Origin of the sequence: Pseudarthrobacter sp. S9 (genome assembly GCF_050156545.1) — a bacterium.
Taxonomy (GTDB): domain Bacteria; phylum Actinomycetota; class Actinomycetes; order Actinomycetales; family Micrococcaceae; genus Arthrobacter.
The window spans coordinates 1871788-1896119 of the sequence record NZ_CP189576.1 but is presented as its reverse complement, the minus strand read 5'-3'; the positions used below and the strand labels follow the sequence as shown (position 1 = coordinate 1896119).

Below are 24332 nucleotides of genomic sequence, written 5' to 3'. Positions count from 1 at the left end.
CCTCTCTGTGTGACGGTGTGCGGGCTGTATTGGACACGGTTTCCTAGGGTGACTTGGTAGCGCTCGGGGCCACAATCTTGGCCAGATGGTAGGTCACCACGGATCCGGCGGCGACCTTTGCCCCCTGTGCGGGGTCCGAGCTGACGAACGTGCCAGGAACCTCTTTCTTGTTGGTGGGGTCGACGTCGGCGCCCTTGACCCAGCGGAGCCCGGCGTTCTGGATGGCCTGCTGGGTTGCGGCCTCGCTGGCGCCCGACGGGATGGCAGGGACCGAGACCATTTCCGGGCCCTTGGAGTAGCTCACCGTGATGACATCCCCGGGGTGGACCGGACCGGAGGGGTCGACGTTGGTGACCGTTCCCGGCGTCGAGTCGTTGAAGACTTCGACACCGGTGACTTGTAGCTTCATCCCGATCAGTTCGTTGCGGACATCGTTGTAGGGACGGCCGCGGTAGGCGTCCGGAATCAGGTTGATGGCCGCCGGGGTGGACTGGGTGGGCGTCGCAGAGCTGCTCGTGGCGCTGGGACTCGCTGACGTGGGCGAGGCCGACGGGCTGGAGGTGCTGGGCTTCGCACTGTTGGACGCGGCACTGCTGCTGGCCTGCGGCTGCGAGGGGAAGAGGATCCCGGCCTGGCTCAGGACCACGCCCACCAGCGCGAAAAGCACCAGCAGGATCAGGGCGATCAGCGGCCAGGTCCAGGGGCTGCGGCCGCGCCGCTGGGGCTCATCAACCGGCTCGTCGTAATCGTCGTCCTCCTGCACCCAGTTCCGCTCGGCGGCCAAGGCATCCGCGCGGGAGAGCGCGTTGCGCGCCCCGTAACCGCTGGCAGCGGCCGCCCCGGCCGCGAGGCCGGCCGCGGCTCCCGCACCGGCGGCGCCGACCACGGGCAGGGCGGAGGTCGCCGACGTCGACCGGTCCTCGCCTGCGCTGGACGCGATGATGCCGGTGGCTGCCGTGGGGACGTCAACCGGGGCCGTGATGGGCCCGGTTGCCGCCTCGAAGAGGAGCATCCCGGGAACGGCGGCGTGGGCGGCGGCGATGTCACCGTTGCGGATGGCCTCGGCTGCTTCGGACAGTTTGATGGCGTTGGCGGGGCGGTTCTTCGGGTCCTTGGCCAGCATGGACATCAGCAGGGCACGGACCGGCCTGGGCAGCGTGTCCGGCAGCGGCGGAGGGGCGTCGTTGACCTGGGCCAGCGCGATGGCGATCTGTGATTCGCCCGAGAACGGGCGGTGGCCGGTGAGGCACTCGTAGCCGATCACGCCAAGGGAGTAAATATCCGACGCTCCGGTGGCCGTCTGGCCCGTGGCCTGTTCCGGAGCCAGGTACTGGGCGGTGCCCATCACCTGTCCGGTCTGGGTCAGCGGCACCTGGTCCGCCAGGCGGGCGATGCCGAAGTCGGTGACCTTGACGCGCCCGTCCGGCATGATGAGCAGGTTGCCCGGTTTGATGTCGCGGTGTACGAGGCCCTGGGCGTGGGCGACCGCGAGGGCGCGCGCCGTCTGCGCGATCATCGAGAGGGTGCGGTCCGGAGAGAGCACCTGCTCGTGTTCGATGATGCTGCTCAGCGGCTGGCCCGGAACCAGTTCCATGACGAGGTAGGCGGAGCCCTCTTCCTCGCCGTAGTCGAACACATTGGCGATTCCCACATGGTTCAGGAGCGCGGTGTGGCGTGCCTCGGCGCGGAACCGCTGAAGGAACCCGGGATCGCCCGTGTACTCCTCCTTAAGCACCTTGATGGCGACAATGCGGCCAAGGATCAGGTCTTTGGCTTTCCAGACTTCTCCCATGCCGCCGATCGCAATGCGCGTGGTCAGCTGGAATCTGCCGCCGAGGGTGATTCCTGATGAAGGCCTCACTTATTCAACACCGCCTCAAAAATCTTCTTCGCGTTCGGACTGGTTAGCTTTGCGCCGGTGGTGATGTCCACGCCTTGCATGACGATGGTGACAGCCACCTGCGGGTCATTCGCCGGGGCGAACCCGGTAAACCATGAGTTGTTCAGGCCGGTACCGAGCTCCGCGGTGCCGGTCTTGCCCGCCACCTGGATCCCGCGCACGGCCGCCCCGCCGGCGATGCCGTCGCTGACAACGCTTGTCATCCACTCGGTGATCTGGCGGGAGATTTCCGGCGTGGTGGAGGTCCTGAGGGCCTGGGGTTTGGGCTCGCTGAGCACCCGCAGGTCCGGGGACCGCAAGGCCTTGATCAGGTTCGGCTGCATCTGCACGCCGCCGTTGGCGATCGCCGCGGTCATCAGGTTGATCTGGAGCGGGGTGGCCCGGACATCGCGCTGGCCGATGGCGGACTGCGCCAGCCCGGCCTGGTCGAGGTCCTTGGGGAAGACGCTCCGGGCGTAGTCCAGTTTCAGCTGCTCGCCCCACTCCTGGCCGAAGCCGAACTTCTCCGCCTGGTCCGCGATGGCCTTCTCGCCCAGGTCAAGGGCGATGCTGGCGAACGGCGTGTTGCAGGACTGCTGCAGCGCGAAGGCGAAAGTAGCGGTGTCCCGGGTGTAGCAGTTGCCGCCGGCGTAGTTGGGCAGCTTGTACTGGATGCCGGGGAAGGGCATCTCTGCCGGGTTGGGCAGCACGCTGTCCTTGTTGTACTTGCCCGAGCTGAGCGCTGCTGCCGTGTCAACGAGCTTGAACACGGATCCAGGCGCCAGCAGGGCGCCGGTCGGTCCGCTGACGTTCTGGTTCAGGTTGATCCCGGGGATCTTGTTCAGCTCGTTGTAGTTGGCCTGTTCGGCATCCGCATCCTGCGTGGCGACCAGGTTCGGATCGTAGGACGGCTTGGACACCATCGCGAGGATGGCCCCGGTCTTGGGGCTGGTCACCACGATGGACCCGCGCTGGCCTTCGGGGATGAGGTCGTAGGCGAGTTTCTGGATCTTGGGATCCAGGGTGAGCTCCACGGAGGCGCCCTTGGGCTGGTTGCCGAGGAAGAGCTGGCCGACCCTGTCCAGGAAGAGCTGGTCCGAGCTGCCGGCGAGCTGGTCGTTCATGGCCAGCTCCAAACCGGTCAGGCCGTAGTTCTTCGAGAAGTAACCGGTGATGCCCGCGTACAGCTGGGGCTGCGTGTAGGTGCGCTGGAATTTGCAGCTCTCCGTGGCGGCCACCGACTGTGCCACCGGGGTGCCGCCGACGATGATCGCGCCGCGGTCGTTGCAATAGGTCTGCAGGATGGCTCGCTTGTTCCAGGCGTTGGCCTTGAGCTCGTCGGCCCCCACCACCTGGACGTAGCTGAGGGCGCCGAAAATCAGCGCGAACAGCGCGATCGCGGCAATCCATGCATTGCGGATGGCCTGGTTCACAGTTGTTTCACCGCCTCGGTGGCAGCGTCCGGACTGTTCCGGCCGGCGCCGGACGCTGTTGCCGGTCGTGAAGGCATGGCGGGGGTGCCCTTCCTGGCGTCGGGGACCTGTCCGGGCGCCATCGGTGTGGTGTCCACCGGGCTCCGTGCCGTGTGCGAAATCATGAGCAGCAACCCGACGATGATCCAGTTGGCCAGCAGGGAGGAACCTCCGGCTGCCAGGAACGGGGTGGTGAGTCCAGTGAGCGGGATGAGCCGGGTGACGCCGCCGATCACGACGAAGCACTGAAGCGCGATCGCAAAGGACAGTCCACAAGCCAGCAGCTTGCCGAAGGCGTCCCGTGTGCCGAGCGCGGCGCGGAAGCCGCGGGTGAAGAGCAGGAGGTACATCAGCACGATTGCGAAGAGGCCGATCAGCCCGAGTTCCTCGCCGAACGAGGCGATGATCATGTCGCTGTTGGCGAAGGGGACGAGGTTCGGACGTCCCTGGCCTAGGCCCGTGCCCACAAGTCCGCCGTTGGCCATGCCGAAGAGGCCCTCCACGATCTGGAGGCTGCCGCCGAATTCCCGGCCGTAGACTTCCGGCGTAAACGCGTTGATCCAGCCGTCGATCCGCAGCGCCACGTGGGAGAACACCTTCGCGGCCACGAAGCTGCCGGCGACCATGAGGGCCACGCCGATGAGCACCCAGCTGATGCGGCTCGTCGCGACGTAGATCATGACGAGGAACAGACCGAAGAACAGGATCGACGTGCCAAGGTCCCGCTGGAAGATGAGCACGCCGATGCTCACCAGCCACGCCGTGATCATAGGACCCAGATCCTTGAACCGCGGGAACTGCAGGGGACCGACCTTGCGGCCCGCCAGCAGGATCAGGTCACGGTTCGAGGAAAGATAACCCGCAAAGAATATGGCCAGCGTGATTTTGGCGATCTCACCCGGCTGGAATGTCATGGAACCGATCTTGATCCACACGCTGGCACCCAGGATCTCGCCGGCAGAGATGCCTGGAACCAGCGGCAGGACCAGCAGTACGGCGCTGACCGCCAAAGAGATGTAGGTGAAGCGGCGCAGGATGCGGTGGTCCTTGAGGAACCAGATCACGACGATTGCGACTGCCATGGCAACGAGTGTCCAGCGGAGCTGGTTGTTGCCGGTGTCCTCCCCGACGCGGTCCAGACGGTGGATCATGGCGAAGCCCAAACCGTTAAGGGCCACCACGATCGGAAGTATTACCGGATCGGCATATTTAGCGCGGATACGGAGCACAACATGGAAGCCCAGTGCTGCAGCGGCCAGCAGGCTGGACTGGAACCAGAAGTCGGTATCGAAGGCCTTCTCCCGGTCCACGCCCACCAGGGCATTGGCGCCGATCCCGACGGCGAGGGCCAGGACCAGCAGGACCAGCTCCACGTTCCGCCGTGGTTTGGGCACGGTGTCGATCGGTGTCACTTGCCCCCCTCACAGTTCGGAGCTGTCTGTGTCGGGGAGGCCGACGGCGGGGCCGTTCCGGACGCCCCGGGGCTGGGTATTGGGCTGGCTGTTGTTCCGGAGGCGGTGGCCGCGGGGGAGGGGGTGAGGCATTCATCCGCGGGCGCGGTGGTGCCGGTCCGCTCAAGGTTTTTCACGATCCGCTGTGCGTCATAGAGATCGCGGGCGGGCACAGTCTGGCGCACGCGCTGCTGCGAAAATTCGGGCAGGTCTGACATCCGGATATTGGTCACCGCTTCGAGGGTGGAAAGCTGGATGGGCCCCAGGCGCTGGGAGACCCCGTTGAAGATGGCCACATGCTGATCGTGTTCGCCGATGTAGTACCGCGTCTGGGTCCACGCGTAGCCGAGCCAAAGGCCGATCGCGAGGAGGGCCACGATGGCGGCTGCGATGGACACAGTCAGCCAGCGGCGGGGCCGGCCGGCCGGCTTGTATTCCTCGGCCTCTTCCCGTGCCTGGTCCGACTTGTGGGTCAGGACGGTGGCGGCCCTGCGCGCCACGGTGCGCCCGGCGATTGACGGGATGGAGCCGGATTCCGCCGCGGTGGCGGCGGCGCCCACGAGTTCGTGGGGGCGGGTGGAGAGTTCTTCGCGCAGGACCTCGGCAGAAAGGTGTTCGCCCAGGTGCGGATCGGTGGTGGGCTCGGGTTCCTTCCTGTCCGCGGCCCTATCCGGTGTGTTGCCTGATGCCCTGTCTGATGCGCTGTCCGGGTCCGGCGCTGTTGCTGCCGTGCCGGCTTTGGGTGCCGTTTCCGTCCCGTCGGCCTTGCCGGCGTCGGCCTTCTGCCCTGGCTCCGCTGACTCAGGGGATTCGGCCGTTGCCGTCGCGGCACCGTAGGTGCTCCCGGTCGGCGGCACCGCAGCTGTGGCAGTTTCCGGCACCGCGGCAGGGGCGGGATCCGCCACGGGTAGGGGGACGATGTCGACGGCGGCGGTCCGGACGTCGTCGGGCGTCTGCTCGGCGATGTCCACCAGCACGACCGTCACGTTATCCGGCGCGCCGGCCTCAAGGGTGAGCTCAACAAGGTGTTCGGCGCACTCGCGCAGGTTCTTTATCTCCCGGACCGTGCGCTCCACGGCGTGGCCGGCGACGTAGTTGAGGCCGTCCGAACAGAGCAGCCAGCGTTCACCGGGGTGGACATCGAGGGTGTCGAGGTCCAGTTCGGGGCTCGCATCGACGTCGCCCAGGACACGCATCAGGACGTTCTTGTGCGGATGCGTTTCCGCCTCTTCCGGGCGCAGCCGGCCTTCGTCAATGAGCCGCTGGACGAACGTGTGGTCGACACTGACCTGTTCGAACTCGCCCTTGCGCAGGCGGTAGGCGCGGGAGTCGCCGATGTGGGCGAAATGCAGCTTGCCCTCCGCCAGCAGCAGGGCCGTGACCGTGGTGCCCATCCCGGCGAGCTTGGGATTGATGTGGACCAGCTCGGACAACAGGGAGTTGGCGGTCTGGATCTCGTCGGCGAGGACGGTGCCGGCGTCGTCGTCGTAGTTGTCGTGGTCCAGGTGGATCATGTCCAGCACGGTGGCCGCGGAGGCAACATCGCCGCCGGCATGGCCGCCCATGCCGTCGGCGACGACGGCGAGGTGCCGGCCTACGTAGGCGGAGTCGTCATTCTTGGCGCGGACGCGGCCGACGTCGGAACGCGCGGCGTAGCGCATGATGAGCGGCCGCTTCGGGGCTGGCGCCTTGGCTGCGGGAAGGTCCGGTGCAGCCACGGCTACGGCCTCAATTCGATGACCGTCTTGCCGATTCTCACGGGGACACCCAACTCCACCGGGAGGGCCCGGGTCAGCTGCTGATCTGCCAGATACGTGCCGTTAGTGGAGCCGAGATCCTCGATGAACCAGCGGCTGCCCTGGGGGAACAGGCGCGCGTGACGCCCGGAGGCGTAGTCGTCCTCGAGGACCAGGGTGGCTTCCTGCGCCCGGCCGAGCAGGATGGGGCTTGCTGCCAGGGCGATGGTGGTGCCCTTGAGCGGGCCCTCGGTCACGACAAGCTGCCGCGCCTGATGCTTCACGGGGGCGGGCACCGGTTCGGCCAGAGCGGGATTCTTGCGCACCTGGCGCGCCGTGGGAGCTCCGGCCGCTGCCTTGCGTCCGATCATCAGATCGCGGCGCATGGCGGAGACGATGCTGAAGATCAGCACCCACAGGAGGATGAGGAATCCGAAGCGCAGGGCCGTGATGGTCAGTTCGCTCATGCGCGGCCGCCTGGGCTGGCGGACAGTAGGCGGAAGATGATCTTGGTCCGTCCCATCGTGATGGTGGAGCCATCGGTGAGTTCGGAAGTGCCCACGATCTTGTGGCCGTTGACATAGCTGCCGTTCGTGGAACCGAGGTCGATGGCCTGGGCCGTGCCCGGCCCTGTCCGGATTTCCAGGTGGCGGCGCGAAACACCGGTGTCGTCAATGAGGATGTCTGCCTCGGAGGAGCGTCCGAGGACGATGGACGGCGCATTCAGTGAGTAGCGCTGGCCATCGATGTCCAGCACGGGCTGAAACCGCGCCGGCTGGCGTGTCGGGGCCGCCGGCAGGTTGGCGTGCGTTCCGGACTGTGCCGGGACGGAAGGGGCGGAGGTCTTCGCGGTCCGGGAGGTGATTTCGAAATCCCCGGCGCGGCGCTCTTCAACCCGGCGGAAACTGATGCGGACCGGTCCCTGGAGGGTGTAGCCCTGGCTGCGCACGTGGTTGATGACGACGTCGCAGAGTTCTTCCGCGAGCGGGGTGCCCCATTCCTGGGCCCGCTGGAAATCGTCATCACTGAGAAGGACGTCAAAAACGTTGGGGGCCAGGGTGCGTCCGGCGGCGACGGTGATGGCCTTGTTGTCTACTTCGCTGCGGAGGCGGCTGGCGATCTCGACGGGCTCAACCTGGGCGCGAGAACCGGTGGAGAAGACTCCGCGGACGGCCTTTTCGATGCCGCGCTCGACTTTGTCCAGCAATCCCATGGTCCTTCTCCTTTCCTGATGGCTGCAGGGCAGCGTTCGTTCCGGAACTCGGTTTCCAACTTTTGCGGGAGCCGCTGTCACCGGGCACTCCTACATCAGATACTACTGGGCATGGCTGGGAATGGCCTTAATGGGCGCCGCCGCTCCGTAGCGGAAAACTGCGGCGAACAGGCACTGACGTGGGGTGACATCCGCGGCGCCGCCGTGGTTGCGGGGTCCCGACGGCGTCGCGGCAGGTTCCCGCAAAACGCCGGAAAACCGTGCTTGGCGATCCCGATTGGTGTTTTCCCGCAGTTGTCCGTTATGCTTGATCTCGCTGCTTTTACGAGGTTGGCGGTCCGGAAATCGGGCCCTGTCCGAGTGGAAGAAGTTGCGCGCGAGTGGCGGAACGGCAGACGCGCTGGCTTCAGGTGCCAGTGTCCGAAAGGGCGTGGGGGTTCAAATCCCCCCTCGCGCACGCAATTATTGGGAACCCCGGTCTTCGGACCGGGGTTCTTTTGTTTTAAACCCCCTGGGGCTGCGGGACTGGCCCGGTTTTGGGTACCCTTCGGTAGCGGGAGCCTGGCGCGGCCTGCCGGTCGAGGCCAATGATGGGCCACTTCAGCCGGGAACGGCTCGCGCCTACCGCCGCAACGCCCCGAACCCGGCAATGAGCGCTTCCAGGCCCAGGCTGAACGCGACATCGGCAGGCTTTTCGAATCCCTGCCGGGCGAGGCTGTCGACGGCAGAGGTGAAGTTCGGCGTCGACTCCGCCATGCTGCCCGCATCGAAGATGTCCGCCGGCGCAGTGGCGTCGTAGGCGGAGCCGAAGATGAAGGACTCCAGCGCGACGATGGCCGAGACGATGCGCTCCTGCGGAAAGCCCGCCCGGCTGAACCCGGCGCTCACGGCTTCGTACATGGCCAGCGTCTTCGGAGCGTCGGTCACGGGCAGCACGGCGATGACCGGGATCAGCGGCGTGTGCTTGGAGAAGACGTCCCGGTAGCTCCAGGCCCAGTCCCGGACGGCCTGGTCCCAGGGTTCGGCGTCGAATGCGGTCACATCCACAAACGAGGTCAGGTGGTCCTGGACCAGGACAAGCACGTCCCGCTTGGACGAGACATGGTTGTAAAGGGCCGACGGTGCCACATTGAGGGTCCTCGCGAGGGCGGCCATGGTGAAGCCCTCGTAGCCGCTCTTCCCGACCAACTGCAGGGCTGCCGAGGTAATGCCGTCCTGGTCCAGCACGGCAGCGGCCGGCCTGCCCGCCCGGCGCCGCGGTTTGGCGTCAGCGGGGTGGGGATCTGCAGGGGCGCTGGTGGCTGCCGGCATTCCTGGCCTTTCTGGTCGATGTCCCAAGGATTATTCCATTGTGCACTTCTTTACGCGGGGGTCTTCCCCATGGCGGCGGAACCCGCTATAGTCGTCATAAATGAACGGCATTCATTTAGTGGTGGTTCGCATCACTTGCGGCCACGGAAAGGACATCATGCTGGAACTTGATCGCGACGTCGTTATCGTCGGAGCCGGCCCCGCCGGGCTGACCGCAGCCCGGGAGCTGAAGAAGGCCGGGCTGAGCGTGGCCGTACTGGAGGCGCGGGACCGCGTGGGCGGCCGCACCTGGACCGACACCATTGACGGTGCCATGCTCGAGATCGGCGGGCAGTGGGTCTCGCCGGACCAGACCGAACTGCTGGCCCTCCTGGGCGAGCTCGGCCTGCAGACCTATTCCCGCTACCGCGACGGCAAGTCCGTCTACATCGGAGCCGACGGCAGGCGCACCCTGTACACGGGGGACACCTTCCCGGTCGGCGAAACCACCGCCGCGGAGATGGACAAGCTCACTGCCCTGCTCGACTCGCTGGCAGCGGAAATCGGCCCCACCGAGCCGTGGGCACACCCCAAGGCCCGCGAGCTGGACACCATCTCTTTCCACCATTGGCTGCGCCGGAACTCCTCCGACGAGGAAGCCTGCAACAACATCGGCCTCTTCATCGCGGGCGGCATGCTGACCAAGCCGGCACACTCCTTCTCCGCGCTGCAGGCAGTGCTCATGGCCGCGTCCGCCGGATCCTTCACCCACCTGACGGATGAGGACTTCATCCTGGACAAACGGGTGATCGGCGGGATGCAGCAGGTGTCCCTGCTGCAGGCGGCCGAACTGGGCGACGACGTCGTCCTGGACAGCCCGGTCCGCACGATCAACTGGGAGGAAGCCGCCGGCGGCGGGTACCGGGTGACCGCCGTTTCCGAACGCGCCACGGTGAACGCCCGCTTTGTCATCATGGCCGTGCCGCCGAACCTCTATTCCCGGGTCTCCTTCAACCCGCCGCTGCCCCGCCGCCAGCACCAGATGCACCAGCACCAGTCTCTGGGCCTGGTCATCAAGGTGCACGCCGTCTACAGCTCGCCGTTCTGGCGCGAAGACGGCCTCTCCGGAACCTGCTTCGGTGCCGGCGCCGTGGTGCAGGAGGTCTACGACAACACGAACCACGAGGATCCCCGCGGCACGCTGGTGGGCTTCATCTCGGACGAAAAGGCCGACGCCATGTTCGAGCTCAGCGCCGAGGAACGACGCCGCACTATCCTCGAGTCCATCGCCGGCTTCCTCGGCGACAAGGCCCTCGAACCCGAGGTCTACTACGAGTCCGACTGGGGATCCGAGGAGTGGACCCGCGGCGCCTACGCCTCCAGCTACGACCTCGGCGGCCTGCACCGCTACGGCAAGGACCAGCACGCACCGGTAGGACCCATCTACTGGTCCTCCTCCGATCTGGCAGCCGAGGGCTACCAGCACGTCGACGGCGCCGTGCGCATGGGCCGTCGCACGGCGGCACGGGTCGCGTCCGCCGCGGACCGTGCCTCGGTCACACCCTAGTGTAGCGTGTCGTTGATTCCTTTAGGTCTGGTTGGCCGTCAGACTTGAAGGATGGTTTATGTGGCGGAGGCTCTGGTATTGCGTGAGGGTGACCGGGAGTTGCTGGAGGCGTTGACGCGCGGGAAGTCCGTCTCGGCGACGCTGGCTCTTCGGGCCCGGACGGTGTTGCTGGCTGCCGACGGGCTGCCGAATGTCCGGATCGAGAAGTCCACCGGATTCACAGCTCCCACGGTCTTGAAGTGGCGTAACCGCTACGTCCGGGACGGGGTTGAGGGGCTGAAGGATTCGCCCCGACCGGGCCGGGAACCGGTGATCGATGAGTTGGCGCCGATTGCCGAAACCCTGACCAGCGACGGGAAGCCGCCGGCGGAACTGGGGATCTCGCATTGGTCGGCCAGGATCATGGCTGAGCGCTTCGGGGTTTCCTTTTCCTCGGTGGCCCGGATCTGGCGCAAGTGGAAGATCCAGCCGCACCGGATCGAGACGTTCAAGTTCTCCACCGACCCGCAGCTGGAGGCCAAACTGCGGGACGTGGTCGGTCTCTACATGTCCCCGCCGGAGAACGCGGTCGTGGTCAGCATTGATGAGAAGACGCAGATCCAGGCCCTGGACCGTACCCATGCTGATCAGGCGCTGTCCCCGGGCCATGCATCCCAGCACACCCACGATTACAGGCGCAACGGGACCACCACGTTGTTCGCTGCCCTGGATGTGCTCAGCGGCAAGGTCAGTGCCAGCTCGTTCTACCAGCGGCACAGCAGCCTGGAATTCGTGGATTTCCTGGGTCAGGTCGCCACCGCGCATCCGGACGTCGAGCTCCACGTCGTCTGCGACAACTACGCAACCCACAACCACCGGAATGTCATGGACTGGCTGGCAGAAAACCCCCGGGTGACTCTGCACCTCACCCCGACGAGCTGCTCCTGGCTGAACATGGTCGAGATCTTCTTCGGCCTTGTCACCCGCCAGGCGATCAGGCGCGGGTCTTTCCACTCGGTCCAGGACCTCGAAGACACCATCGAGACCTACATTGCCAGCTACAACGAGAGAGCCAAACCGTTCCGGTGGGTCAAACGCCGACTACCTACCGGGCAAGATCAAACGAAAACAAACCATTAACACGTGACACTAGGTATCCGCACAGCAGCTCAGAAAGGACGTCCGGATGCGGTGTAGTGGGGTATTCAGCCGACGCCCGCGGACACGACGCCGTTAATCTTGCCGTCTCTCTGGCCCGCGGCCGGGGCGCCGTCCTGGAGCTCGTGCTGGTGGTTCCCGAGGTCTCGCAGTTCGGCGCGGCACATGCGCCCAAAGCGGGATTCGAGAACTTGCTGAACGAGCAGGCCCGCCAGTGGATCGACGAGGCCCTGGCGCTGGTCCCGGACGACGTCCCGGCCAAAGCCCATATCCGCAGCGGTGATTCCGAGGCGCTGGCTCTGATCGAGGCGAGCGAGGAACTGCAGGCGGAAATGCTGATCATCGGGGCAACCAGCAGCGGGCTGTTCAAGCGGTTCACCGTCGGTTCGGTGGCCAGTGCGCTGCTGCACGCAGCCACCGTCCCGGTGGCCCTCGCACCGCATGGCTACCACCACACGGAGGCTTTGACGCGGCTCAGCTGCGGCCTCGGCAGCCGGACCGGTGCCGGTAAGCTGCTGGGGTTCGCCGCGGGAATGGCAACCGAACGCAAGGTGCCGCTGCGGGTGGTGTCGCTCCTGTCGCTCGACGGCGGCGATTCGCTGAAGGCGGCCGAGGCCGCCCGTGAGCACGCGGTGAAGATCATCGCCGCAGCCCGGCCCGGCAGCGCAGACCAGGACGCCAGCGGGCCGGAAGTGGTCGTGGCCCAGGGCCGGAGCATTGAGGAAGCGGTTGATCACCTCGACTGGCAAGACGGCGAAGTCCTATTGATCGGATCCAGCCGCCTGGCCCGGTACCGGTCCATCTTCCTGGGTAGCACCGCCAACCGTATCCTGCGCGCCCTGCCGGTGCCGATGATCGTGGTCCCCAGCAACTACGAGGCCACCCCTGCGCCGGGTGGCTCAACCCATTCAATGTCGAATGAAACTTCCGGAAAGACACAAAAATGAGCACCGAACACGCGACGCCCAAGGCGTCGCAGACCGAACAGCACACCGAAAAGTACCGCGAGCAGCACACCGAACAACACACCGGGCTGAGCGACAAAAGACTGAAGGCCGGGTCGGTGGGGCTGATCGGCGCCGTCGTCATCGGCGTGTCCTGTATTGCGCCCGCCTACACGCTCACGGCCGCGCTGGGCCCCACAGTCTCCGAGGTCGGGGTGCACCTTCCGGCGATCTTCCTCGTGGGCTTCATCCCGATGCTGCTGGTGGCACTGGGTTACCGCGAGCTGAACAACGCCATGCCCGACGCCGGCACCTCATTCACATGGGCCTCGCGGGCCTTCGGTCCGTGGATCGGCTGGATGGGCGGCTGGGGCCTGATCGCGGCGACCATCATCGTGCTGTCGAACCTGGCCGCCGTCGCGGTCGACTTCTTCTACCTCATGCTGGCGCAGATCTTCGGCAATCCGGAGCTGGGCGACCTGAGCAAGATCCTGCCGCTCAACATCGCCACGACTCTCGTGTTCATTTCCCTGGCGTGCTGGATCTCGTACCGCGGAATGGAGACCACCAAGAGTGTCCAGTACGTGCTCGTGGCATTCCAGCTGCTGGTGCTCGGCTGGTTCGCCGTGGCCGCGTTCAGCCATGTCGCCAACGGAACGGCTTTTGACGCTACCGCCATCGCGCCGGACTGGTTCAACCCTTTCGCCGTCGAATCCTTCTCCGCCTTCGCCGCCGGTGTTTCGCTGTCCATCTTCATCTACTGGGGCTGGGACGTCACGCTGACCATGAACGAGGAGACCAAGAATCCGGAGAAGACCCCTGGCCGCGCCGCCACCGTCACGGTGCTGGTCATCGTGATCATCTACATGACCGTCGCCCTGGCCACGCTGTCCTTCGCCGGCACCGGCGACACCGGGCCGGGAACCGGAAACCCGGAAAACCAGGGCAGCATCTTCGCCGTCCTCGCCGGCCCCGTGATGGGCCCCTTCGCCATCCTGATGTCCCTGGCCATCCTGAGCAGCTCGGCCGCGTCGCTGCAGTCCACGTTCGTCTCCCCGGCGCGTACGCTCCTGTCCATGGGCCACTACAAGGCGCTGCCGCAGAAGTTCGGCCGGATCAGCCCGAGCCACAAGTCCCCGGGCTATGCAACCATCGCCTCGGCCGTGGCTGCCGCCGCCTTCTACGTCATCACCCGGACCACCTCCGAGAACGCCTTGTGGGACACCATCACGGCGCTGGGCATGATGATCTGCTTCTACTACGGCATCACCGCCCTGGCCTGCGTCTGGTTCTTCCGTGCCCAGGCCTTCAGCGGGGCACACTCGTTCATCTTCAAGTTCCTCGCACCGCTGCTGGGCGGCGTCATCCTGCTGGTGATGTTCGTCAAGACCGCCTACGACTCCATGGATCCCGAGTACGGCTCCGGTTCATCCATCGGAGGATTGGGCCTCGTGTTCATCCTGGGCATGGGCGTGATCTTGCTCGGCGTGGTGCTCATGCTGGTCATGTCCAGGATCCGGCCGGAGTTCTTCAAGGGCCGGGTCCTGTCCCGGGGGATCTGATCCCCCGCGGAAACTAAGCGGTTGCTGCCTCAGTCGATAATTTTGAGGCTCGTGCCCCAATTGAAGGATTCATAGGCGGGGTTGATCTGCAACGCCATGATCAGCAGTTCCAGTCCCTCAAGTTCACGGGCGTGGTGCAGTCCTCCGACCTGCAGGGGCCGGAGGCCAGCAGCGGCCGCGAAGGCCGCGACGTCGTTGCGGGCCTGCTCGGAATCGGAGGCGATGAAGACATCCAACGACAGCCCGCCGGCGGAGCCCGCGGTGAGCGGTCCGGCAAAGGTCGTGTTGAAAGCCTTCACCACAAGCGCGCCCGGAAGCAGCGCGGCGATCTGTTCGGCGGCAGACGTGCCGGGCTCGACGACTAGCGAGTCGAAGGTTTCCGTGTTGACCGGGTTGCTGATCTCGATCACAATCTTGCCGCTGAGGGTGTCGCCGAAATGGGTGGCAACTTCCTTGGCCGGGCCGAAGTAGAGGGCCACGACCACAATGTCGCCGGCCGGAACTTCCTCGAGTCCTCCCGACGTGGTGTTGCCGCCGAGCTCGGCCGCGAGCTTGGCGGCATTGTCCGGAGTCCGGTCCAGTATCTGGACCTCGCGACCGGCTGCCACGGCGCGGGTGCCGATCGCCCTGGCCATGTTGCCGCTGCCGATGATGGTGATGTCTGTCATGGTGCTTCCTTCCGGGAATGAGCGCGAATTGCAGGTTCAGCCGTGCACTTGTCTTGGGGCGGGCAGCCCGGTGTTGAGGCCGACGCCGGCCGCGCGTTCGGCGTCGGCCAGGGCTTGTTCCAGCCGTGCCACGGCCGGGCCGTACCCCGTTTGCGTGCGGCCGCCCAGGAGATCGGCCGCCTTCATCGCCCTGATGAGGGCGGCCGTTTCCGGCTGCCTGGGATCGCTCATGGCGGGGAAGTCGATGCAGTACGCGGGGTCGAGTTCGTAGCGCTGCCACCTGACCAGGGCGCTCCGGTGCCGGACCTCCGCAGCCTCATTGGCAGCCACCGTTTCCCGGGATGTCCGCAGGGATTCCTGCCGGCTCAGGAGACGGGGCGTCCACCGGTAGGCGGCGACGGCGGTGGCGGCCGCCACGAGTCCGAGCAGCAGGCCGGCCCACGGCGACGCCAGGGAGGGAAGAATCACGGCGGGCGCGACCACGGCGAGTCCTGTGAAACCGTCCCAGAACACCGCATCCGGCAATCCGGCGTCGGCCTTCATGTGCTTCCGCGCCAGATAGACGGAAACGGCAACAGCGCACGCGACCACCGCGGCCAGGGCAAACAACGGCCAGATCCCAAGCGGGGCGGATTCTGATACGGATGGCATTCCGACACACCTCCAGGATGCGCGTCTAGGACACGCTTCTAGGGAACCAGTCCGGGCGGACGCGGTTCCGCTAGTTCCATTGGAATCCCTGGAGTTCGGGCCGTCAATGGCCCGGCCAAGCCTGCGGTTCACACCCCGGCCGTCCCGGCGTAGCCTTGGGGCCATGCGACTGAAAATGTGCAGCATCCATGTCAAGGATCCCGCCGCCGCCCATGAGTTCTACACCGGGACCCTGGGCTTTGAAAGCCTCATGGCAATGCCGGAGCAGAACCTGTTCATCGTCAAGGACCCGGCCGCCTCCGGCGCAGGCGCCGTCGGCCTGCTGCTGGAGCCCAGCGACAACCCGATCGGGGCCGCCTACATGAACGGACTCCACGACGCCGGGATGCCCGCGATTGTCCTCGGCGTGCCGGATGTACGGGCCGAATTCGAGCGGCTCACGGCCAAGGGCGTGATGTTCCAGGGCGAACCGTCCGAGGGGCCTGGCGGAACCTCCGTGGTGCTTGATGACGGCTGCGGGAACTTCGTCCAGCTGCACCAGGACTGAACCGCAGCGCGGCGCCCCACACCAGCCGACCCGCACAGGGCCGCTGCGTGAGACGCCGCGGGGGCTGACAGCGGCCATCCTTGGAGGTGGCCGATCCAGCAGAGAACCGTCGTTGTCAGGGGAGGCGGACGGGCCTGAGTTCGTCGAACCGGTCACCGGGACCCGGGTTCTCAGGGTGCGTCTTGCCGCCGAGCTGGGTCATGACACCCCACATGGCGTTCAGGCCGGTGGTCACTGCGCCGTCGGCCCAGCCGCCCGTCCGGGAAGCGTCATCTCCGGCGAGATAGATGCCGCGGTGGGCGGGGGTCGGTTCCCTCCTGCATGAAGTGGGTGTACAGCCGTTCCTGGTAGCGGTAGTGGCCCGGCAGATTGTCGCTGAAGGCGCCCATGAAGTTGGGGTCGTCCTCCCAGGACACCGTGATGGGTTCGCCAACGATGTGTGAGGCAATGTCCACAGTGGGGTAGATCTGCTTGAGGGAATGGAGCATCAGCCGCACGCGTCCGTCGGCCTCCAGGGGCAGCCATTTGAGGGCGTCGTCATTCCAGGTGTAGGACAGGCAGATGAGCGCCGGCTGGCCCGGGCCGTTGTCCAGCAGGTAGGTTCCACGGGTGAGCCGGTCCGTCAGGGTGGTGCTCATGACTTGCCGGCCGGTCTCCGGATCGATGTCCTTCCAGAAGGGCCGGTCCACGACGACGAAGGTCTTGGAGGACTGCATGTAGTGGCTGCGTTCGACCGCCGTCCAGAGTTTGTGGCTGAAGAGCGATTCGTCGACGTCGATCCTGGCCGAGAGGAGCCAGCTTTGGCAGGTAGCGATGACAGCCTGGTAGCGGGCGGTTTTTCCCCATTTGTCGGTGACTTCAATCGGGCCAGGCCCGGCGGGGGTGCTGCCGTCCGTTGCAGGGAGCCGGCGGATGGCGGACACGCCGGGGCGCGGGTGTCCGTTGTGCAGGGAGGTGAGGCTGGTGCCCTCCGGCCAGTGCGCCAGGCCGTCCGGGGCGTGGCTCCAAAGGCGTTCCGGGAGGAGCTGGGCGCCCCCGATGATGCGGTGCTGATCGGCGTCGGCGTCCACGTAGACCACCCGGAGGATTTCCAGGATGGAGTGCGGGAAGTTGGTGTCCCAGCCGCCGGTTCCGAAGCCGACCTGCCCGAACGCTTCACGGTATTCAAACGGCAGGGCGGAGAAGGCCCGGGACGTGGCGAGGTAGCCGGAGAAGGAGACGTCGTCGAACCGGGCGACGAGTTCGTTCCACAGCTTCTTGATCGTTGCCAGGTCCCGGCTGCGGATGGCCTCCTGCATGGCGCTGAAGTGGGCGCGCTCCTCGAGGCAGTCGTCCCAGGCCCGGGACACCGCGCCGAAGAACGCGGGAAGGTCCGCCGGGGTCTCGGCGTAGTGGGCTTTGCCGCCCAGTTCGATCACGGTGCTCCCGGCGGCCGGCGGCCGGCGGCCGGCGTCAGCGGGTTGGGGAACGGCTTCGTCTCGATGCCCACGAGGTCGGCGTAGTGGAAGAAGGACATGCCGGACCGTGGGAAGCCCATGCAGCCGAGATCGGCCACAGGTCCGGACTGGCCCGGCTGTGTTCCGGCGCGGAGCCGTCCGCCGATGCGCGCGGATTCGTAGACCACAGGCTTAAGGCCCATTTTCATCAGCTCGTAAGCGGCCACGAGGCCGGAGAGTCCTGCGCCGACGACGGCCACTTCCGTGCCGTACATGTCCTCAGGGACTGAGCCTATTCCGGCGGCGTGGCCGAGGTACTCGTCGTACGGAAAAGGAAAATCGGGGATAAGCATGCTCAAGGGGCTGGCAGTCGATGTACTGGTGGCTGCAATGGTCACTGGGGTCCTTTACTGGAATGGGCTGCGGCATGTGGGCGGGCGGCGGGGGTTCCGATGCTGAGGTGGGCGAGGTAGTCCGTGCTGCGCCGGGCCTCGCGGAGCGTGACCAGCTCGACCTCGGCCTGGATGAGCTGGGAGTCGTCGGCTGCGGCTGCCAGGCGCCGCCCGAAGGGGTCGGCGATCGTGCTCAGGCCCGCGAAATTCGGCCCGGAATGGTTGGCGTAGGCGATGAACAGTTGGTTCTCCAAGGCCCGGGTGGGTACCACCATGGAGGGGATCAGCCGGGTGTCGAACGGATCGGCAACTCCGCCATCCCCATCGCCGCCGGCGCCATCTTCCTCTCGGGAGGGGTCCCCTGAACGGAGCGGGACTGCCGTGGGGATGCACAGCAGTTCCGCGCCCGCCACGGCGGCTGCCCGCGCGAATTCCGGAAACTCGATGTCAAAGCAGATCCCCAGGGCCACGTTGATCCCTCCAAACGGCACGACGGCGGGGGGTTCCTGCCCGGCGTCAAAGGCCTGGTTTTCGGCCGGACCGAAGAGGTGCTGCTTCCGGTAGCGGGTGAGTTCGGTGCCGTCCCGGTCGAAGAAGGAGGCAGAAATGTAGCGCCTGCCTTCATGATGCTCCACGGTGGAGGCCACAAGTGCCATGCCCAGGGAGGAGGCGATCTCCGCCAGCCGTTTGCGCTGGGGGGCCCCGTCTGTGCTGTGGACCAGGCTGGGTGCGTAGCCGGCAGTGAAGAGCTCGGGCGTGACCAGGAGGTCGGCCCCCTGCTGGTGCGCTTCCTGTGCGTGGCCGGCGAGGCCGTGCAGATTTTGCTGGGGAGAATTGACCAGGCCTGTGGCCTGCAGGACGGCCACCTTGAGGCGGCCGGTGCCGTCACTCCTGGTGCCGTCACTCCCGGGTTCGATGCCGAGCCCGTCGCCACGGGGGGCCGTCATTGTGCCCCGTCCAAGTCGCCGTTGCACAACCGTTCCACTACGCGGGTGAGCATGTCCACGCCGGCGCAGGCGTCGTCGTCGTTGGTGTATTCACGCTCGTTGTGGGAAATGCCGTCCACGCTGGGGACGAAGAGCATCACGGTCGGCACTGGAATCGTGGCCGGCCAGGGTGAAGACCCGGCGGCGGCTGAGGCCGAGTTCAGCGGCGCATTCCTCGGCCAGTTCCACTCCGGCCGGTTGGTAGGGGTTGATGCCCCACGCATGGGATTCCTCGACGGCGATGGTGACGTTCGCTTCTGCCTCGATGCGGGCGATCCCGGCCCGCAGCAGCGTCGTGGCAGAGGCCAGGACGTCCTCGTCCGCGGTGCGCATGTCCATCACCAGTTCCACCTTGGACGGCACTACGACGGGTGAGTTCGGGTACACGGTCAGCTGGCCCACAGAGGTGTGCAGCACGGCGCCGGGAAAGTGGTCTGCGATTTCCCGCAGCAGGACCACCAGCCGGGATGCCCCCAGCAGGGCGTCTTTCCTGTCGGCGATGACGGTTGAGCCGGTGTGGGCCTGTTCGCCGTGGATCGTGGCGGAGTATTTCACCGCGGCCCAGCAGGAGTGGACCAGCCCGATGGTGGTTCCGGATTCCTCGAGTGAGCGCCCCTGCTCGATGTGGATTTCGGCATAGGCGGCGGCCTCCGGCCCCTTGCCGCTGCCCAGGTGACCGATCCCGGCCAGGGCATCGCTCACGCTGCTGCCTTCGACGTCCGTCACGGCAAGGGCGACGTCGGCGGGCAGCTTTCCGGTGTAGACCGAGCTGCCCATCATGGACGGTGCGAACCGGCAGCCTTCCTCGTTGAATTAGTCGACGACGGCGAGGTTATACCTCGGCCTCGCTGCGCCAGCGGAGGTGGCGGCTTCCTCGGCGCGCTCGGCGAGCCGGCGTCCGGCGTGCAGCACGGCGGCCACGCCGTAGGCGCCGTCATACTTTCCGGCGGTGGGCTGGCTGTCCAGGTGCGATCCGACCAGGACGTAGGGCGCTCCCGGGTCCATTCGATCAGGGCGAAGAGGTTGCCGATCCCGTCCGTTTCGGTGCGGAACCCGTACTGGGCGGCCAGCGAGGTGAACCAGGCCCGCGCTTGGGCATCTGCCGTTGTCGCGGCCTGGCGGTCCAGGCCGGTCCCGGGGGTTTCGCCGATGGCCGAGAGGCTGCGGAAGTCGCGGAGGAAGGACTCAGCGCCGGATTCGGTGACCGAACCGTGGGAGGCGGTGGAATCTGCGTGGGCGGGGCGGGTTGCTGCGGCAGTCATGACGTGGGCTCCTCGTTGCTGGGAGTTGATGATTTGGGTGTTGATGATGTTTCCAAGACCGCGAAGGCGCCGGTCAGGGGGGCGGGTCCGGGCGAGCTCATTGACACGGCCGCGGACGGCGTACCAGCCGGCTATCAGGGCCGGAATGATGATGACGAGGGACCCCACGGTGTACGTTCCGACCGGGAAGTCAAAGAGCATCAGTACCAGCACGGCGGCCAGGAACGCCAAGGTCAGGTACGAGGTCCACGGTGCCCCGAAGAGGCGGAACGTGGGGCGTGCAATGAGCCCGGCCTTGGACCACCTGTAGAGCTTGAGCTGGCACAGGACGATGGTGCCCCACGTGCACAGGATGGCAAGGGCCGTGGCGTTGATGGTGATCTCGAACGCCATTTTGGGACCGATGGCGTTCAGGGCCACGCCCAGCAGCGTGAACGCGGCGGTGAACAATATGCCGCCATACGGCACGCCCCCGCGGCTGATTCTTGCCATGAAGCGCGGGGCCGCCCCGGTCTGGGCCATGGAGCGGTAGATCCGGCCGGTGGAGTACAGCCAGGCGTTCAGGCTCGACAGGGCCGCGGTGAGCACCACGAAGTTCATCACGTCACCGGCACGCCGATGCTGGCGAAGAACGTCACGAAGGGGGACTCGCCGGCTTTGTACGCGGTGTACGGAAGGAGGACTGCCAGCAGCGCGGTGGAACCGACATAGAAAACTGCGATGCGGAAGATCACGGCATTGACGGCCTTGGGCATGATCTTTCGGGGCTCCTTGGTTTCCCCGGCGGCAACACCGATCATGTCGATGCCGGCGTAGGCGAACACGATGCCCAGGACAATCACGACGGCGGGGAGGAGCACGTTGGGGAGCATGCCGCCGTGGTCGGCGATCAGGGAAAAGCCGGGCTGGTGGCCCGCCACCGGAAAGTTGCCGGCCAGGAAGATCCCGCCCACCAGCAGGAACGCTACGAGTGCGCCCACCTTGATGATGGCGAACCAGAACTCCAGCTCGCCGAACAGCTTTACCGAAATGAGGTTGACGCCGGTGACCACCAGCAGTGCCGCCAGGGCGAGGATCCATTGGGGAACGCTGCTGAAAGCTGTCCAGTAGTTCAGATAGACCGCGACGGCGGTGATGTCCACGATCGCCGTGAGCGCCCACGACAGCGAGTAGACCCATCCGGAAAAGTAGGCCGCCTTTTCCCCGTAGAACTCGCGAGCGTAGGAGACGAAGGAGCCGGAGGATGGACGGTGCAGGACGAGTTCGCCGAGGCACGCAAGATAAAGAACGCGAAGAGGCCGCACAGGGCGTAGATGACAGGCAACACGGGGCCGGCGGTGGCGAGCCGCCCGCCGGCCCCGAGGAAGAGGCCGGTGCCGATGGCCCCGCCGATGCCGATCATTTGGACCTGCCGGTTGGACAGGCCCTTCTTGTATCCGGACTGTTCGTCGGGGCGGACGGCCGTTGTCCGCTCCTCGACTGGGTCAATGGTGGTCATGGAAACTCCTGGCCGGTGAAAGTGTGATTGCCGCCACGAAGCGGCTGACTTCGATCGTCCCAAGCCCGGGGCGGGCTGCCCATGACGGAGCAGCCTCAGAAAGCGGCCAATCAATGTACGAAAGTACAAGGACGTGGAAGGTGGCGTCCGCGATGATGGGAACAGGCACTGCACCGAGGATGAGATGACGGACGACGCCCGGTGGCAAGAGCTGGTTGGTGCGGTGGCGGGGCAGCTGCCCGAGTTCGTGGAGAACTTCCTGGGCCGCATTCTCCTCGATCCGGCCTATGGGGAGTCCGGTCTGACCCTTGATGACCTGCGAAGGAGCAGTCAGAGTTCTTTTTCGGCCATGTTGGCCGCATTGGGTGGTGGCAGTTCGGACATGGAGGTGCTGGGATCCATCGCCGCGGATCTTGGGGCGCGCCGGGCACGGCAGGGCGTTCCGCTGGAGAGCCTGGTGCGGGCGATCCGCCTGGACTTCTCAGTTCTCTGGGACGCCCTGTCCGCACCGGCCTTCGGCGCCGATCCCACTCTGCTCGTGGAGAAGGCCGAGCTGGTCTGGGCGACCGTGGATCTCTTCGCCTCCTGCGTCCAGGAGCGCTATGTGGCGGAACTCGAGGAAATCCAGCGGGCGGATGCCGACCTCCAGCACCAATACCTCACGCAGCTTCTCGCCCCCGGGGAGCCATCGGCTGCAGATCTGACGCGGATTGCGGGAGCCCTGCGGGTGTAGGCGGACGCAGCGTTCCTGGTTGCCGCCATCGACCGGAACGACAGCCTTACGATCCGCCGCCGGCTCCGCGCGCGGCCACCGAAGGACGCCGCCATCTTCACTTATGACCAAGGGCACCACACACTTGTCATCCGACGGCGCGCCAAGTCTGCGGGCGAGGCGCTGACTTTCCAGGAGGCGTCACTTTTTGACAAGATGGCCGTGGGGATTGCGCCGCACGCCGAGGGAATTGCGGGCCTGCGGACGGCTGTCAGCGCTGCCCGGGAGATCATGAAGGACCTCCCGATGGGCAGCGTGGGAGTCTTCTCCCTGCGGGACCGGCTATTGTCCATCACAGTGCACAGGCTGGCGCAGGTCGGATGCGATCCCGGGAAGCTCGTCTTCCCATTGCTTCGCTCCTGCACGGAGCAGGAACGCGAACGGATCCTTGAAGCAGCCACGGTATTTCTGGAACTAGGAAGTCTGGTAGGGACCGCAGAGCGGTTGCGCTGCCACCGCAATACGGTGGTCAACCGGATTGGGGCCTTCGAAAGATACACCGGCCTTGACCTGCAGAAGCCACACGACGCAGCCATCGCGTTGCTCGCAGTCATTCCGGCTGTGGGCTAGCCAACGGCCCGGAGTTTACTCGGCCGTCGCGCGTGCCTTCTTGGCGTCCTGCTTCGCGGCCTCGTCCTTGACCCGCTGGGCTTCGGCGCGGACCGCGGCGTGGGTGGAGCGTTCGGCCACCAGCCACGCCGGGGGAGCCTGCAGCAGCGCGGTGATTTCCGCCGTCGTGAGGGCTTCCTCGATGCCGCCGCGGGCCAGGCCGCTGATGGAGACGTTCAGCTTCTGCGCCACCACGGGGCGGGGGTGCGGGCCGTTGCGGCGCAGCTCCGCCAGCCACTCCGGCGGGTTGGCCTGGAGCTCGGCGAAATCGGCGCGGGTGATAACCGAATCCTGGAACTCCTGGGGTGTTGCGGGCAGGTAGATGCCAAGCTTCTTGGCAACGGTGGCCGGCTTCATGGACTGGGAGTTTGCAGAGGTCATACTTCAAGGGTATCCGGCGCGGGGCCCGCAGGGCACCACACAAGCCCCCCACAGCGCACCACCCAGGCACCCGACAGCGCACCACCCGACAGCGCACCACCCGTCGGCGCCATGGGCCGGTGCGGGCGGTACTGTGAACGTGTGTCCGCTGACGATGAATCCCCCCAAGCCCACGACGTCCCCGCCCCTGAAGTGCGCGAGCTGCGCTTCGCGTACGTCGCCGGCGTGACCCCCGGTAAGTGGATCCGGCGCTGGGAAGAGCGGATGCCCGACGTTCCGCTGCGCTCCTTTATGTCCGACGACGGCGCCCAGCTCACCGTCCTGCGCGACGGCGCCGCGGACCTCAGCTTCGTCCGCCTTCCGGTGGAACGCGAAGGCCTCAGCGTCATCCCGCTGTACGAGGAACAGCCGGTGGTGGTGGCGCCGAAGGGGCATGAGATCTCGTTGTTCGAGGAAGTCGCGCTGGCGGACCTGTCCGCGGAGACCTTCCTCGACGTGCAGGAACTCGGCGGCCCCGCCATGGCCCTGCAGGTGGTGGCCTCCGGCGCCGGACTCGCGATCCTGCCGATGTCCGTGGCCCGGCATTTCAACGTCAAGGACACCGTGGCGCGGAAGCTCACGGGGGCACCCACCACGGCGATCGCCCTGGCCTGGCCCAGCGAGTCCACGGATGAAGTGGTCGAGGAGTTCATCGGGATTGTCCGCGGCCGCACCGCGGCGAGCTCCCGCCAGCCCTCAGCGCAGCAAGAGAAGCCCAAGAAGGAACCGAAGCCGGACCGGCGGGGGACCGGAGTCAAAAAGCCCAAGGTGGCCCAGCGCTACGCGCCAAACCCGGACAAGGGCCGCGGCAAGGGATCCCGCAAAAAGGGCAAACGCTAG

21 protein-coding genes, 1 tRNA gene and 2 pseudogenes are annotated in these 24332 nt (G+C 66.3%); 9 read left to right on the top strand and 15 right to left on the bottom strand.

What is annotated here, in order from left to right; all coding sequences use genetic code 11:
- Nucleotides 1–43: 43 nt before the first annotated feature.
- The 6 genes from ACQCSY_RS08980 to ACQCSY_RS08955 are packed head-to-tail and all read right to left on the bottom strand — an operon-like array spanning nucleotide 44 to nucleotide 7751.
- Nucleotides 44–1861 carry a protein kinase domain-containing protein gene (locus ACQCSY_RS08980; RefSeq protein ID WP_427134982.1) on the bottom strand — a complete coding sequence of 606 codons (1818 nt, stop codon included), beginning with the start codon at nucleotides 1859–1861 and terminating at the stop codon, nucleotides 44–46.
- Nucleotides 1858–3312 (bottom strand): penicillin-binding transpeptidase domain-containing protein, encoded by a 1455-nt coding sequence (locus ACQCSY_RS08975; RefSeq protein WP_427134980.1) that lies wholly within the window; start codon nucleotides 3310–3312, stop codon nucleotides 1858–1860. The genes ACQCSY_RS08980 and ACQCSY_RS08975 overlap by 4 nt, the downstream gene beginning before the upstream one ends.
- Nucleotides 3309–4763 (bottom strand): FtsW/RodA/SpoVE family cell cycle protein, encoded by a 1455-nt coding sequence (locus ACQCSY_RS08970; protein ID WP_427134978.1) that lies wholly within the window; start codon nucleotides 4761–4763, stop codon nucleotides 3309–3311. Before ACQCSY_RS08970 ends, ACQCSY_RS08975 begins: the two co-directional genes overlap by 4 nt.
- Nucleotides 4760–6520 carry a protein phosphatase 2C domain-containing protein gene (locus ACQCSY_RS08965; protein WP_427134977.1) on the bottom strand — a complete coding sequence of 587 codons (1761 nt, stop codon included), beginning with the start codon at nucleotides 6518–6520 and terminating at the stop codon, nucleotides 4760–4762. Before ACQCSY_RS08965 ends, ACQCSY_RS08970 begins: the two co-directional genes overlap by 4 nt.
- Before the next feature lie 2 nt (nucleotides 6521–6522).
- Nucleotides 6523–7005, bottom strand: coding sequence for an FHA domain-containing protein FhaB/FipA (locus tag ACQCSY_RS08960; RefSeq protein WP_427134975.1), 483 nt, complete (start codon nucleotides 7003–7005; stop codon nucleotides 6523–6525).
- On the bottom strand, nucleotides 7002–7751 hold the full coding sequence (locus tag ACQCSY_RS08955) for an FhaA domain-containing protein (protein ID WP_427134973.1): 750 nt from the start codon (nucleotides 7749–7751) through the stop codon (nucleotides 7002–7004). The genes ACQCSY_RS08960 and ACQCSY_RS08955 overlap by 4 nt, the downstream gene beginning before the upstream one ends.
- Nucleotides 7752–8125: 374 nt before the next feature.
- Here ACQCSY_RS08955 and ACQCSY_RS08950 point away from each other — a divergent pair.
- Nucleotides 8126–8208, top strand: a tRNA-Leu gene (locus tag ACQCSY_RS08950).
- Between the two features lie 164 nt (nucleotides 8209–8372).
- Here ACQCSY_RS08950 and ACQCSY_RS08945 read toward each other — a convergent pair.
- Nucleotides 8373–9062: a TetR/AcrR family transcriptional regulator gene (locus ACQCSY_RS08945; protein ID WP_427134972.1), complete on the bottom strand. Its 690-nt coding sequence runs from the start codon at nucleotides 9060–9062 to the stop codon at nucleotides 8373–8375.
- Between the two features lie 157 nt (nucleotides 9063–9219).
- Between ACQCSY_RS08945 and ACQCSY_RS08940 the strand changes: the two genes are divergently transcribed.
- From ACQCSY_RS08940 to ACQCSY_RS08925, 4 genes are read left to right on the top strand one after another with little or no spacing between them, the layout of a single operon-like run.
- The gene (locus ACQCSY_RS08940; protein WP_427134970.1) at nucleotides 9220–10608 is read left to right on the top strand and encodes a flavin monoamine oxidase family protein; all 1389 of its coding nucleotides are present in this window, start codon (nucleotides 9220–9222) and stop codon (nucleotides 10606–10608) included.
- 51 nt (nucleotides 10609–10659) lie between these two features.
- Nucleotides 10660–11727 (top strand): IS630 family transposase, encoded by a 1068-nt coding sequence (locus ACQCSY_RS08935; protein ID WP_427134969.1) that lies wholly within the window; start codon nucleotides 10660–10662, stop codon nucleotides 11725–11727.
- 56 nt (nucleotides 11728–11783) lie between these two features.
- Nucleotides 11784–12692, top strand: coding sequence for a universal stress protein (locus ACQCSY_RS08930; protein ID WP_427134967.1), 909 nt, complete (start codon nucleotides 11784–11786; stop codon nucleotides 12690–12692).
- The gene (locus ACQCSY_RS08925; protein WP_427134965.1) at nucleotides 12689–14251 is read left to right on the top strand and encodes an APC family permease; all 1563 of its coding nucleotides are present in this window, start codon (nucleotides 12689–12691) and stop codon (nucleotides 14249–14251) included. Before ACQCSY_RS08930 ends, ACQCSY_RS08925 begins: the two co-directional genes overlap by 4 nt.
- 29 nt (nucleotides 14252–14280) lie before the next feature.
- Here the strand turns inward: ACQCSY_RS08925 and ACQCSY_RS08920 are convergent, their stop codons facing one another.
- Nucleotides 14281–14919 (bottom strand): NADPH-dependent F420 reductase, encoded by a 639-nt coding sequence (locus tag ACQCSY_RS08920; RefSeq protein WP_427134963.1) that lies wholly within the window; start codon nucleotides 14917–14919, stop codon nucleotides 14281–14283.
- A gap of 36 nt (nucleotides 14920–14955) precedes the next feature.
- Nucleotides 14956–15570 carry a hypothetical protein gene (locus ACQCSY_RS08915; RefSeq protein WP_427134961.1) on the bottom strand — a complete coding sequence of 205 codons (615 nt, stop codon included), beginning with the start codon at nucleotides 15568–15570 and terminating at the stop codon, nucleotides 14956–14958.
- A 163-nt stretch (nucleotides 15571–15733) separates the two neighbouring features.
- Between ACQCSY_RS08915 and ACQCSY_RS08910 the strand changes: the two genes are divergently transcribed.
- Nucleotides 15734–16117: a VOC family protein gene (locus ACQCSY_RS08910; RefSeq protein ID WP_427134959.1), complete on the top strand. Its 384-nt coding sequence runs from the start codon at nucleotides 15734–15736 to the stop codon at nucleotides 16115–16117.
- 115 nt (nucleotides 16118–16232) lie between these two features.
- Here the strand turns inward: ACQCSY_RS08910 and ACQCSY_RS08905 are convergent.
- From ACQCSY_RS08905 to ACQCSY_RS08885, 5 genes and pseudogenes are all read right to left on the bottom strand, one after another.
- A pseudogene (locus ACQCSY_RS08905) lies at nucleotides 16233–17906 on the bottom strand (flavin monoamine oxidase family protein).
- Nucleotides 17907–17947: 41 nt separating this feature from the next.
- The gene (locus tag ACQCSY_RS08900) at nucleotides 17948–18892 is read right to left on the bottom strand and encodes a nitrilase-related carbon-nitrogen hydrolase (RefSeq protein ID WP_427134957.1); all 945 of its coding nucleotides are present in this window, start codon (nucleotides 18890–18892) and stop codon (nucleotides 17948–17950) included.
- Nucleotides 18889–19011 carry a hypothetical protein gene (locus ACQCSY_RS08895; RefSeq protein ID WP_427134955.1) on the bottom strand — a complete coding sequence of 41 codons (123 nt, stop codon included), beginning with the start codon at nucleotides 19009–19011 and terminating at the stop codon, nucleotides 18889–18891. Before ACQCSY_RS08895 ends, ACQCSY_RS08900 begins: the two co-directional genes overlap by 4 nt.
- A complete protein-coding gene (locus ACQCSY_RS08890) occupies nucleotides 18983–19711 on the bottom strand; it encodes a hypothetical protein (RefSeq protein WP_427134954.1) in 729 nt (242 codons plus the stop codon). The genes ACQCSY_RS08895 and ACQCSY_RS08890 overlap by 29 nt, the downstream gene beginning before the upstream one ends.
- A gap of 563 nt (nucleotides 19712–20274) precedes the next feature.
- Nucleotides 20275–21691 (bottom strand): annotated as a pseudogene (locus ACQCSY_RS08885) (amino acid permease); the annotation flags it as partial.
- Between the two features lie 184 nt (nucleotides 21692–21875).
- On the opposite strand from ACQCSY_RS08885, the gene ACQCSY_RS08880 reads away from it, so the two are divergent.
- Nucleotides 21876–22424, top strand: coding sequence for a hypothetical protein (locus tag ACQCSY_RS08880; RefSeq protein ID WP_427134952.1), 549 nt, complete (start codon nucleotides 21876–21878; stop codon nucleotides 22422–22424).
- Between the two features lie 201 nt (nucleotides 22425–22625).
- A complete protein-coding gene (locus tag ACQCSY_RS08875) occupies nucleotides 22626–23033 on the top strand; it encodes a helix-turn-helix domain-containing protein (protein ID WP_427134950.1) in 408 nt (135 codons plus the stop codon).
- A 15-nt stretch (nucleotides 23034–23048) separates the two neighbouring features.
- Here ACQCSY_RS08875 and ACQCSY_RS08870 read toward each other — a convergent pair whose 3' ends face one another.
- On the bottom strand, nucleotides 23049–23453 hold the full coding sequence (locus ACQCSY_RS08870) for a DUF5997 family protein (RefSeq protein WP_427134948.1): 405 nt from the start codon (nucleotides 23451–23453) through the stop codon (nucleotides 23049–23051).
- 141 nt (nucleotides 23454–23594) lie between these two features.
- Here ACQCSY_RS08870 and ACQCSY_RS08865 point away from each other — a divergent pair, with 141 nt between their 5' ends.
- Nucleotides 23595–24332, top strand: coding sequence for a LysR family substrate-binding domain-containing protein (locus ACQCSY_RS08865; RefSeq protein WP_427134946.1), 738 nt, complete (start codon nucleotides 23595–23597; stop codon nucleotides 24330–24332).

Excerpts from the sequence above, each read along its gene's own strand:
- ACQCSY_RS08900 (WP_427134957.1), bottom strand. The coding sequence starts at position 18,892 with ATGACGGCCCCCCGTGGCGACGGGCTCGGCATCGAACCCGGGAGTGAC.
- ACQCSY_RS08890 (WP_427134954.1), bottom strand. The coding sequence starts at position 19,711 with ATGATGGGCAGCTCGGTCTACACCGGAAAGCTGCCCGCCGACGTCGCC.
- ACQCSY_RS08915 (WP_427134961.1), bottom strand. The coding sequence starts at position 15,570 with ATGCCATCCGTATCAGAATCCGCCCCGCTTGGGATCTGGCCGTTGTTT.
- ACQCSY_RS08955 (WP_427134973.1), bottom strand. The coding sequence starts at position 7,751 with ATGGGATTGCTGGACAAAGTCGAGCGCGGCATCGAAAAGGCCGTCCGC.
- ACQCSY_RS08940 (WP_427134970.1), top strand. The coding sequence starts at position 9,220 with ATGCTGGAACTTGATCGCGACGTCGTTATCGTCGGAGCCGGCCCCGCC.
- ACQCSY_RS08870 (WP_427134948.1), bottom strand. The coding sequence starts at position 23,453 with ATGACCTCTGCAAACTCCCAGTCCATGAAGCCGGCCACCGTTGCCAAG.
- ACQCSY_RS08960 (WP_427134975.1), bottom strand. The coding sequence starts at position 7,005 with ATGAGCGAACTGACCATCACGGCCCTGCGCTTCGGATTCCTCATCCTC.
- ACQCSY_RS08910 (WP_427134959.1), top strand. The coding sequence starts at position 15,734 with ATGCGACTGAAAATGTGCAGCATCCATGTCAAGGATCCCGCCGCCGCC.
- ACQCSY_RS08925 (WP_427134965.1), top strand. The coding sequence starts at position 12,689 with ATGAGCACCGAACACGCGACGCCCAAGGCGTCGCAGACCGAACAGCAC.
- ACQCSY_RS08945 (WP_427134972.1), bottom strand. The coding sequence starts at position 9,062 with ATGCCGGCAGCCACCAGCGCCCCTGCAGATCCCCACCCCGCTGACGCC.
- ACQCSY_RS08920 (WP_427134963.1), bottom strand. The coding sequence starts at position 14,919 with ATGACAGACATCACCATCATCGGCAGCGGCAACATGGCCAGGGCGATC.
- ACQCSY_RS08880 (WP_427134952.1), top strand. The coding sequence starts at position 21,876 with ATGACGGACGACGCCCGGTGGCAAGAGCTGGTTGGTGCGGTGGCGGGG.
- ACQCSY_RS08935 (WP_427134969.1), top strand. The coding sequence starts at position 10,660 with ATGGTTTATGTGGCGGAGGCTCTGGTATTGCGTGAGGGTGACCGGGAG.